This is a genomic window from Sphingopyxis sp. (genome assembly GCF_016463645.1).
Lineage (GTDB): Bacteria > Pseudomonadota > Alphaproteobacteria > Sphingomonadales > Sphingomonadaceae > Sphingopyxis.
The window spans coordinates 1-10,319 of record NZ_JAEMQX010000121.1; the positions used below are offsets into that span (position 1 = coordinate 1).

Genomic DNA, 10,319 nt, shown 5'->3' on the forward strand with positions numbered 1-10,319 from the left:
TTCTGATCGACATCGATCCGCAGGGCTCGCTCGCCGACTGGTGGAACGAGCGCGAAACCGACCTTCCGGCCTTTGCCCAGACCACGGTTGCCCGGCTGGCCTCCGACCTTGAAATCCTGCGCCAGCAGGGCTTCAAGCTCGCCGTCATCGACACGCCGCCGGCGATCACCATGGCGATCCAGAGTGTGATTTCGGTCGCCGAGCTGATCGTCGTTCCGACGCGCCCCAGCCCACATGACCTGCGCGCCGTCGGTGCCACCGTCGATCTGTGCGAACGCGCCGGCAAGCCGCTGGTGTTCGTGGTCAATGCCGCGACGCCCAAGGCGAAGATCACCAGCGAAGCCGCGGTCGCGCTGTCGCAGCACGGCACGGTCGCGCCGGTCACGCTGCACCATCGCACCGATTACGCCGCGTCGATGATCGACGGCCGCACGGTGATGGAGGTCGACCCGAATGGCCGATCAGCCGAGGAAATACGCCAACTCTGGACTTATATGAACGATCGCCTCGAGAAGAATTTCCGTCGCACCGTATTCGCCGCGCCGGCCCCGACGCAGGGCAATTATGGCGCAGTCCGCCCGATGGGTGGTGGCTTCGGCCGCCGCATCGCCGGTCAGTGACGGGGGGCACGGAAACCATGGGAGAACCCAAACCCCTCGCATCGCTGAGCGCCGGACTGTTGGCCCGCAAGGGCGGGGCACGCCCCGCGATGCGCCGCCAGCCGCTCGGCAGCGGTCCCGCGCCGCTGAACAGCATGGGCTATGACGATCTTGGCTGGAACGACATGGGCTATGATGTCGATCCCGACCAGTCGGCCGAACCCGTACGCATGCTCGATCTCAAGCCCTTGCTCACCGGATCGGTGCTCGCGCACAATGCCGAAGCCGAACATGCGGTCGACGAGACCGCCGGTCCTGCGCTGGCGCCGGAATTCACCGGCGATCTGACCGGTCAGCTCGCCGAAATGGCCGAAAGCCATGACGCGGGCGAGTTCGCGCCCGAGGCGCCCGAGGTTCCCGAAGTGGTTCGCCAGCAGGAATCGCTGATCGAGCGCGTCGCCGCGGTGGCGCGCAAGGTCGAAGCGCGCCCGGAGCCGGCGCCGAAGAGGGAAAAGACGCCGCGCGCCCTGCGGGCCCGGGAAAAGGCGGCCTTCACGCTGCGTCTCGACGCCGAGCGCCATTTGCGGCTGCGCCTGGCGAGTGCGGTGACCAACCGCTCGTCGCAGGTGATCCTGACCGACCTGCTCGACGAGTATCTGGCTTCGCTGCCCGAGATCGACGCGATGGCGAGCCGCCTGCCCGCCGCGCGGCCGGTGCGCGGGCAGCGCTGAAAAGGAAAAGAGGGGGACCCGTCATGAACCGCAAGATGCTGAAGAGCCTGGCCGTCTCGGGCTTCGTTCTGGGCGTGGCCACCGGGTGCAGCGGCATGGGCAAGATGGCCGACGCGCCGTCGCGCGCCGCCGGCGCGCCTGCGGTCGCCGCCAAATCCGCCGACCAGGCGCGCATCGCGCTCGAAGCCGGCAAGCCGAGCAAGGCCGTGAACCTAGCCGAGGCGGCGGTGGCGGGCAGCCCGCGCGACGCCGGCTATCGTGCGCTGCTGGGGCAGGCCTACCTGGGCAATGGCCGTTTCGCATCGGCATCATCGGCGCTCCGCGAAGCGATCGAACTTGGCGCGACCGACAATCACACGGTTCTGTCGCTGGCGCTCGCCGAGATCGCGCAGGGCAAGAACCGCGAGGCGATCGCGCTGCTGACCGAGTATCGCGACACGGTGGCGGCACCCGACCTCGGGCTCGCGCTCGCGCTGGCGGGCGATTCCGAGGGTTCGATCTATGTGCTGAACGAGGCCGCGCGCGCCAAGGATGCGGATGCGCGGACCCGCCAGAATTTCGCACTCGCACTCGCGCTTTCGGACCGCTGGGCGCAGGCGCGGATCGTCGCGTCGCAGGATCTGTCGATCGCCAAGCTCGAGGGTCGGATGGCCGAATGGTCGAAGCTTGCCGAACAGCCCAGCTCGCAGGTGCGCGTGGCGAGCCTGATCGGCACGACCGCGCAGCAGGATGCCGGCATGCCCGTGCGCCTGGCGCTGAGCAATTTTACCGACACGCAGATGGCCGCGGCCGAACCCGTCGCGCAGCTGGCGAGCGCCGACCCGGCGCCGGTCGCCGACTATGCGCCGCCGCCGCCGGTGATGACTCCCGTGCTGGCAGACGCGGGCGGCGCGATCCGCAGCATCGAGCTGCCGATGCCCGAGCGCACCGCCGACGGCGTCGTGCCGGTGACCGAATTGCCGCAGCCGAAGCCGGCGGGCGAAGTGATTTTGGCGGATGCCGCGCCCTATCGCGCCGCGCCGCGCGCCCAAGGCGAGGGCCGTATCCGCCCCGCGCAGAAACAGGCGCTCGAACTCGCGACCGTGCTGATCCCGAAGGCGATGGGTTTCGATGCGAAGAAGCCGTCCGGCTGGGCGGTGCAGCTCGGCGCCTATGACAGCCTCGGCATCGCCAAGGAAAAATGGGGCGTGCTGAAGACGCGCAACAGCGTACTCGCCGGCTTCCCCGCGTCGAGCCACGCCGCGACGGTGAACGGCCGCGCCTTCTATCGCCTGACGGTGAACGGCCTCGCGTCGCGCGCCGATGCGACCAGCCTCTGCAACCAGCTGAAGGCGCAGGGCCAGACCTGTTTCATCCGCGCGATGGGCGGCGGCGAGGCGATCCAGTGGGCGTCGAAGGCCGGCGCGATGCGGCTCGCCTCGCGCTAGGCCGGGTTTCAGGAATAAGGGGGGAGGGGCGTGGCCGCGAGGCCGCGCCTCTCTGTTTTCCGGACAGGCGTGCGGCCGCAGGCATTCGATTTTCAATATTGTCCAAATAATCCGGCGCTGTCGATCGCGCCATTTCTTCATTTGTCTTGACCGGACGGGATGCGCTGGCAAGAAGCAGGAATTCTGAGGGGGATTCCATGCGTAACCAGTATCTTGCCGTTGTCAGTCTGAGCTGTGCCCTGTTGTCCGCTTGCGGCGGCGGCGGGGGTGGCGGCGTCAACTCGACCCCGCCGCCGCCGGGCGCAAATGCCAACAGTTCGCTCGTGAACCTGCAATATAGCGAGGATTTCATCGGCCGGGCGTCGGTCATCCGTTATGATGTCTCGCGGGCGACCGGCGGCGCGACCGTGCGCAGTCCGAGCGAGAATACGGGCGGGCGGATACGCTATGACGCGGCGACGAGAACCTATACCCTGACCGGCACAACCTATCCGCAATCGACCTTTGGCCCATCCAACCGGATCGACGCGTCGAGCGGCCCGGTGATCACCGCCTATCAGAAGGTCAACGGCAACCAGCAGGAAAATCTGGCGCTGTTCAACCCGGGCGCCGGCAACACCGAACTGGCACTCACCTATACGAGCTATGGCGCGTTGCAGAAGATCACCGACAATGGCGCGACCGTCGACGTCAACACGGCCTTCTTCACCTATGGCGTCCAGACCGCGGCGAGCGACATGCCGCGGACCGGATCGGTCAATTATCGCACGAAGATCGACGGCCAGTTCGCCGACGCGACCGGTGTCTATGCGATTTCGGGCCCGAGCAGCTTTTCCGCGAATTTCGGAGCGGGCACGATCGCCTTCAGGATGGACCCGGTCGGCGAGAATGTCGTCACCGGCGGCAGGAAAAGCCTAGGATCGCACACAATGACCGGCTCGATCGCCATCGGCAACCAGTTCAATGCCTCGAACGAGTTCAGCGCGCCCTATGGCAGCAATCTTGCAGGCTATTTCTATGGTCCCGGCGCCGCCGAACTGGGCGGAACTTTCCTGATCAGGGATAACACGGGGGGAAGCGGCGTGGGCGCGGGCATCGTGGTCGGCAAAAAGGATTGATGCGGCGAAGGCCGGCACTCGTGACCGCGTTGCCCGGACTGTCACCATGGCGCTCGCGTACGGAGGATATACGCCGGCCTAGCTTTCGCCCGCCGGCGCGGGAAGCCGCGCGAGCAGCGCGACGAGTTGCGCCTGGCTGTTCGCGCCGGTCTTGCGAAAAATACCTTTCAGAAGGAAACGCACCGCGTTGAGGCTGACGGCGCGGAGCGCGGCATAATCCTGCAGCGTGTCACCCGCGGCGAGCGCGACCGCGAGGCGTGCCTCGGCAGGCGTCAGCCCGAACCATTGCGCGACGCGGTCGATCTCGACCACCGGGGTCTCGCCCGGCGCGCTGCCGAGCGTGACGATCAGCGACGCGCCGAGCCGCACGCCGCCGAGCTGCTGCGCCGACTGGCGCGTGACGCGTGCGACGAGCACGGGGCATTCCTTGCCCGACGGCGCGACCGTCTGGAAGGCAAGGCCCGCGGGATCGGGGCTTTTGACGAGGTCGAGCAGTCGCTTCTGGCTCGCGGGGTGGGTGAAGGCGAAACGATCCTGCGCCGTGCGGATAAAGCCGGTGCGCTCGTAGCGCGCCGCGCGCGCATTGGCGGCGAGGATATTGAGCTGGTCGTCGAGGCTGAAGATGGCGAAGGGCGCGGCATCGGCGGCAGCGCGCGCGGCGCCCGCCGCGAGGTCGAGCGTCGCGATGCGGTCGCTGATCCGCATCGCGCGCTGGATATGCGGGGCAAGGATGCGAAGCCCGCGCTTCAACCGCTCGACGTCGCGGTCGCCGGGACCGGGCAGCATCAGTCCGAGCCGGTCGCCGTCGCGGCGATCGAGCAGCACGCCGACGAGGCGGTCGATGCCGTAGGGTTTCAGGAAGTTGCGGAAGAATTCGCTCTCGTAGAATTCCTCGCGCGTCATGATGTCGAAGCTGTCGACGACGCTGCCGTTGCCGTAGCGCTGGAACTTGCGCGACCAGGGATGGTGGCCGGCGTAGACCGCGGTGTAGATTTCCTGGATGCCCGCGGCGAGACCGGTCGCGGCGACGAAGCGCGCGTTCGGCGGATTGCTGCTTTCCCAGAGAATGAAGGCGGCTTCCCAGCTCAGCGGGCAGAGCGTGGCGGTGATGCGGGCGAGGGTCTCGTTCCAGCTTTCGGGATGAAGCACCGAATCATAGATTTCGCCGATCAGCGCGTTGAGAACTTCCCATTCTGCCGGCGCATTATGGTCGGTCGGAAAGGTCGGTTGCTGGTCGCTCTGCATGCACTTCCCCCAAGAAGATCCGCAGCGCGATCATTTGAGAGGAGTGCGACCGCGATGGCAAGCGCAATGCGATAAAATGAAAATATTCGGTCTCCTACCCACGTGGGTAGCGAAACAATCCACCGAATCGGCCATTGAGCGGGTGCGACCCGAGGAAGGTGGAACCAAGGCCATCTTGCTCTCTTGAAGTCCGTCGGCTTGCCGGCGGACTTCATTTTTGTGCGCCGGGTACGCCTTTCGGGCGTTCAGAAGCGGAAGAAATAGGGCATGCTTTCGAGCGTCTCGACCACCTTGCACTTGGCGCCCGCGCTCTTGCAGCTTCCCATCACCGAGCGTTTCGCACCCGCGGGCGTACTCGCGAAGCCGGCATAATATTGCCCCTCCTTGTCGCGTGCGATCGCGAAATGGCCGTTCGCGCCCCACAGGCCGACGACGCAGTCTCGGCCGCCCGCCTCGCGGCACGCCGTCATCGCGTATTTTTCGGCCTGTTCGCGGTTATCACCGCGCAGCGCGCCATAGGAATAGCCGGGCTGGCCCGACGCCGAGCGCCAGAAGGCGATCGCGGCGAAGCTGTTGACCATATAGCCGCCGACATAGTCCTGTTTTTCCTGGGCGAACGGAATGACCTGTCCCGGCGGGGCGGGGGCACTGCCGCTGCCGTAAATCTGTTGCAGCACCTGCGGCGGCGGGGCGGTGCAGGGGAGGCCCTGCGCGCAAGGAATGCCCTGCACCGGCGTCATCTGTGCGGCGGCGGCGGTGGCGAGCAGGGCGGCTGCGAAAGCTGGAACGGCAAGACGGCGCATCGGGTCATCCTCGCTGTTTATCGATCCCCCGGATCCCGGGTATCGAATTAAATCAGCGAGATAAAGCCCGGATCAGCGGATGCGCTGGCCGCCCTTCCACATTGCGGTAGCGCGGCCCTGCACCGGCATGCCGTCGAAGGGCGTGTTGCCCGCCCACGCCGCCATCTTCTTGGCATCGACCTGCCACGGCGTGCCGTCGTTGACGAGGATCAGGTCGGCCTCCTTGCCCACCGCGAGTTTCCCGGCGTCGACGCCGAGCAGGCAGGCGGGGGTGGCCGCGAGCAATTCGAACAGGCGTCCGGGCGAGATATGGCCGTCGCGCATGAGACCCAGCCCGAGCGCGAGCAGGGTTTCGGCGCCCGCCATGCCGGGGAGCGCCTCTGCAAAGGGGAGGCGCTTGTCCTCGGGGCCGCGCGGGTCGTGGCCCGAGGCGAGGATGTCGATCGTGCCGTCGGCGATCGCGGCGAGGCAGGCGAGGCGGTCGTCTTCCGAGCGGAGCGGCGGCGACAGACGAGCGAAGGTGCGGAAATCGCCGGTCGCGGTGTCGGAGAGCAGCAGGTGCGCCGGGGTGATGCCACAGAGGACGGGCAAGCCCTTCGCCTTGGCGGCGCGGATCAGGTCGAGCCCGCGCGCGGTGGTGACCTGCCGGAAATGAACCGGCGCGCCGGTTTCCTCGACGAGCGCGAGGTCGCGCGCGATCGCCATCGCCTCGGCGATCGCGGGGGCGGAGGCAAGACCGAGGCGCGTCGCCATCTCGCCGTCGGTCGCGACGGCGCCGGCGGTGAGGCCCTCATCCTCGGCATGGATGATCGTCACGAGGCCGAGCGAGGCGGCATAGGACAGGACACGGCGCATCACGCCGGTGTCGGCGATGCGGGTGCGCCCGGTGGCGATGGCGCGGGCGCCGGCCTGTTTCATCAGACCGATCTCGGCGAGTTCCTTGCCTTCGAGCCTTTTGGTCGCGGCGGCGAGCGGGTGGACCCAGAGGTCGGGCTTGCCGCCCTTCGCGGCGCGCTCGACGAGCCCGGCGCCGTCGAGTGGGCCGCTGTCGGGCATCAGCGCGGCGCGCGTGATGCCGCCGAAGTGGAAGGCGGGCTTGTCGGTCGCGAAGACGCCGAGGTCGATGATGCCGGGGGCGAGCCACTGGCCCTTTGCATCGACGGTTTCCGTGCCCTCGGGGATTTCGGCGGGGTCGAGCGCGGCGATACGGCCGGCCGCGACAAGCAGACTGCCCGAACGCGGCGTGTCGCCGTCGATCAACTGCGCGTTGACGATGTGAAGCGGCTTCAGTTCCATCCCGCGACCCCTCGCTTGCGACGCGTCAGAATGTCGAGACACGCCATGCGCACCGCGACCCCCATTTCGACCTGCTCGGTGATTGTCGAGCGCACGAGATCGTCGGCGACGCTGCTGTCGATCTCGACCCCGCGATTCATCGGGCCGGGGTGCATGACGATCGCGTCGGGCTTCGCTTTTTCGAGCCGCTTCGGGGTGAGGCCGTAGAGCGCATGATATTCGCGTGCGGAGGGAAGGTAGGCGCCGTCCATGCGCTCGTTCTGGAGGCGGAGCATCATCACGACGTCGGCGTCCCTGACGCCTTCGTCCATGTCGGTGAAGGTGGTGACATGCATCCGTTCCATCGCGGGCGGGGTGAGCGTCGGCGGCGCGACGACGCGTACCTCGTTGCCGAGCAGGGTGAGCGCAAGGATGTTCGAGCGCGCGACGCGGCTGTGGAGGACGTCGCCGCAGATCGCGATGGTGAGCCCCTCTACACGGCCCTTGCGGCGGCGGATCGTCAGCGCGTCGAGCAAGGCCTGCGTCGGATGCTCGTGGCGGCCATCGCCCGCATTGAGCACAGGGCAGTCGACCTTGTCGGCGATCAGTTGAACCGCACCCGACGACGCATGGCGGATGACGATCGCGTCGGCGCGCATCGCGTTCAGTGTCATCGCGGTGTCGATCAGCGTCTCGCCCTTCTTCACGCTCGATTGCGCGGCGTGCATGTTGACGACGTCGGCGCCGAGGCGCTTGCCCGCGATCTCGAACGACAGGAGCGTGCGCGTCGAGTTCTCGAAAAAGGCGTTGATGATCGTGAGGCCGGCGAGCCGGTCGTCATGCTTGGCCGCGCCGCTGCGGTTCAGTTCGACCCACTCTTCGGCGGCGTCGAGCACGTAGGAAATTTCCCACGGGGTGAGCGGGGCGATGCCGAGAAGGTGGCGATGGCGAAAGGCATCGCCGCCGGGCGGATAGTCGCTGGCGGGTCGGATCGTGGAGCTTGTCATTAAAGCCGAGCGTTTAGGCAGGTGCGGCGATTCTCGCAAGCGCCGAGGCGAGCAGCGGCTCCAATATTCCGAGCGCCCACAGCGCGAGCAGAATGAGATCGAGCCCGAGCCAGATCGTCATCCACGTCGCGAACGGCTGTTTCCGCGTCTTGTGGCGGACGATCCGCGAGGCGGCGAAACTGCCCGGCGCACCGCCGAGAAAGGCCCAGAGGAGCAACGTGCCCTCCGAAATGCGGCGCGCACCCTGTGCCGCGAACCGCTTGTCGAGGACCATCAGCACGAAGGCGATCAGGTTCGCGGCGATCAGCCAGTAAACGATACAGGCGGTCAAGCGCGGGTCATCGCGTCGATCGCGCCCTGCAGGATGAAAGCGGCGGCGGCGCTGTCGACGCGTTCGGCGCGTTTGGCGCGGCTGACGTCGGCGGCGATCATCGCGCGCTCGACCGCCGCGGTCGACCAGCGTTCGTCCCAGAGCAACAGGGGGAGACCGAGCGGCGCGAGGTTGCGCGCGAAGGCGCGGGTGCTTTGGGTGCGCGGGCTGTCGCTGCCGTCCATGTTGAGCGGCAGGCCGACGACGAGGCCGACGATATTGTGCTGCACGACCAGCGCCTTCAGCGTTTCGAGGTCGCCCGAGAATTTCTTGCGGATGATCGTCTTGTCGGGGGTCGCGAAGCTCCAGTTCGTGTCGCAGAAAGCGACGCCGATGGTTTTCGTGCCGACGTCGAGGCCGATCAGGCGCCCGCCGTTCGGGAAGTTGGCGGCGAATTCGGGGGCGGCGGTGGTGATCATGCGCCTTCTCTACACGAACCGGCGGAAAGCGGGACCCCGGATCAGGTCGGGGATTATTGCCTTCCGGCGAAAGCCGAGGGAGCCGATTTTGGAGGAGGTCCTGCTGACCGTTTCACGAGATTCGCGCAGAGGCGCGGAGCTGCGGAGACCGTGGCTCAGGCCGATAGGCCCTTTCCATTGCACCACGTGCCGTTGGTCGCGGCATTGCGGGAGTGGAGCCGCTTCGCGGTCAGCGCCATCTCTCCGCGGCTCCGCGTCTCCGCGCGAACCAAAATCTCTGCGCATCTGCGCAAATCTTGTGCACGCCAGCTTTTGCCGGGGGAACGGCAACTTTACATGCCCCGGAAGGATATGGGCCGATCAAGTCCCGGGTGACGAAGAAAGGGCAGCGGGCGTCGGCGGTGCGATTGGCGCGGCCGGGGGCGGCACCGGCGACGGCTTGCCTTCATAGGTGGCAAGCCGTCGGAGCGCGTCGGCGCGGACGTTCGCCCAGAAGAGCGTGATGTCGTAGACGTGATAGTTGTTGCCGGGGAGCACATAGCCCGCGACGACGTAATTCTTCGCGATGTCGGCGTCGCCGATCATCAGGAAGCCGCGTGTGTCGTCGCACTTCGCGCCGATCTTGCCCGCGATCAGCGATCCCGATTTGAAACCCTCGGTCGGCTTGAGTGTGCCGATATTCGCCGCAGGCGGCGCTTCGGTGTCGGGAATGCCGGTGAGCGGGTTGGTGCAGAGCATGCGCGTGCCCGCGCGCGGCCGACCGTCGAAACCGATCGTGCCGTCATAGGCGTCGGTAACCATCACCGGATCGGCGGGGTCGGCGAAGGTCGCCCAGCTCACAATGCAGCCCTTCTGTTCGGGAGTCTGGCACGCGGGCAGGCCGAGACCCGCGATGTCGGTGTCGAGGCTGACCGGCCAGCCGATCACATAGGCCGCGACGATGCGCTTCGCGAGCGGCGTGCCCGCGATCTTCGTGCGAAGCAGGGTGGTCAGGTGGAGTGCGCCCTGGCTGTGGCCGGCGAGGATGATCGGCTTGTTCTTCGGCTGCGCCGCGAGAAAGGCGTCGAACGCCTCCTCGACATCGCGATACGCCGAATCGATCGCCTTGCCCGCGGTGACGCGGTCCTCGGCGAGGAAGGCGCCGAGCGTCGCCTGCCGGTAGCGCGGCGCCCAGATTTCGCCGGCGTCGGCGAAGGCGCTCGCCATGCCCTGCACGAACAGGTTGGCGCGATGGTCCGAATCGCGATCCTCGAGCGGCGCGTTCCAGCTCGAGCGGCTGTAATAGCTCGTCGGGTGGACGAAGAAGACCGCGGCGTCGCCCTTGG

At 67.2% G+C, this 10,319-nt stretch carries 11 protein-coding genes; 4 read left to right on the forward strand and 7 right to left on the reverse strand.

Going from position 1 to position 10,319, the window contains the following annotated elements; genetic code table 11:
• The first annotated feature begins 2 nt into the window (after window positions 1-2).
• From JHC57_RS18205 to JHC57_RS18220, 4 genes are all read left to right on the forward strand, one after another.
• Complete coding sequence (locus JHC57_RS18205; protein ID WP_294031809.1) at window positions 3-620, forward strand: ParA family protein; 618 nt, start codon at window positions 3-5, stop codon at window positions 618-620.
• Between the two features lie 17 nt (window positions 621-637).
• On the forward strand, window positions 638-1,330 hold the full coding sequence (locus JHC57_RS18210) for a hypothetical protein (RefSeq protein WP_294031811.1): 693 nt from the start codon (window positions 638-640) through the stop codon (window positions 1,328-1,330).
• A 23-nt stretch (window positions 1,331-1,353) separates the two neighbouring features.
• On the forward strand, window positions 1,354-2,757 hold the full coding sequence (locus JHC57_RS18215) for an SPOR domain-containing protein (RefSeq protein ID WP_294031813.1): 1,404 nt from the start codon (window positions 1,354-1,356) through the stop codon (window positions 2,755-2,757).
• A gap of 197 nt (window positions 2,758-2,954) precedes the next feature.
• Window positions 2,955-3,875, forward strand: a complete 921-nt coding sequence (locus JHC57_RS18220; RefSeq protein WP_294031814.1) for a transferrin-binding protein-like solute binding protein — start codon at window positions 2,955-2,957, stop codon at window positions 3,873-3,875.
• A 78-nt stretch (window positions 3,876-3,953) separates the two neighbouring features.
• Here JHC57_RS18220 and JHC57_RS18225 read toward each other — a convergent pair whose 3' ends face one another.
• The 7 genes from JHC57_RS18225 to JHC57_RS18255 all read right to left on the reverse strand — a co-directional run.
• Complete coding sequence (locus JHC57_RS18225) at window positions 3,954-5,120, reverse strand: hypothetical protein (protein ID WP_294031815.1); 1,167 nt, start codon at window positions 5,118-5,120, stop codon at window positions 3,954-3,956.
• A 245-nt stretch (window positions 5,121-5,365) separates the two neighbouring features.
• Window positions 5,366-5,923, reverse strand: coding sequence for a DUF4189 domain-containing protein (locus JHC57_RS18230; RefSeq protein WP_294031817.1), 558 nt, complete (start codon window positions 5,921-5,923; stop codon window positions 5,366-5,368).
• A gap of 72 nt (window positions 5,924-5,995) precedes the next feature.
• Window positions 5,996-7,219: a dihydroorotase gene (locus JHC57_RS18235; RefSeq protein WP_294031819.1), complete on the reverse strand. Its 1,224-nt coding sequence runs from the start codon at window positions 7,217-7,219 to the stop codon at window positions 5,996-5,998.
• Complete coding sequence (locus JHC57_RS18240; RefSeq protein ID WP_294031820.1) at window positions 7,210-8,205, reverse strand: aspartate carbamoyltransferase catalytic subunit; 996 nt, start codon at window positions 8,203-8,205, stop codon at window positions 7,210-7,212. The genes JHC57_RS18235 and JHC57_RS18240 overlap by 10 nt, the downstream gene beginning before the upstream one ends.
• A gap of 13 nt (window positions 8,206-8,218) precedes the next feature.
• Complete coding sequence (locus JHC57_RS18245; protein WP_294031822.1) at window positions 8,219-8,536, reverse strand: DUF1294 domain-containing protein; 318 nt, start codon at window positions 8,534-8,536, stop codon at window positions 8,219-8,221.
• On the reverse strand, window positions 8,533-8,994 hold the full coding sequence (gene ruvX, locus JHC57_RS18250) for a Holliday junction resolvase RuvX (RefSeq protein ID WP_294031824.1): 462 nt from the start codon (window positions 8,992-8,994) through the stop codon (window positions 8,533-8,535). Before ruvX ends, JHC57_RS18245 begins: the two co-directional genes overlap by 4 nt.
• Before the next feature lie 360 nt (window positions 8,995-9,354).
• Window positions 9,355-10,319: DUF3089 domain-containing protein (locus tag JHC57_RS18255; protein WP_294031826.1), on the reverse strand; the 965-nt coding region annotated here is incomplete at its 5' end.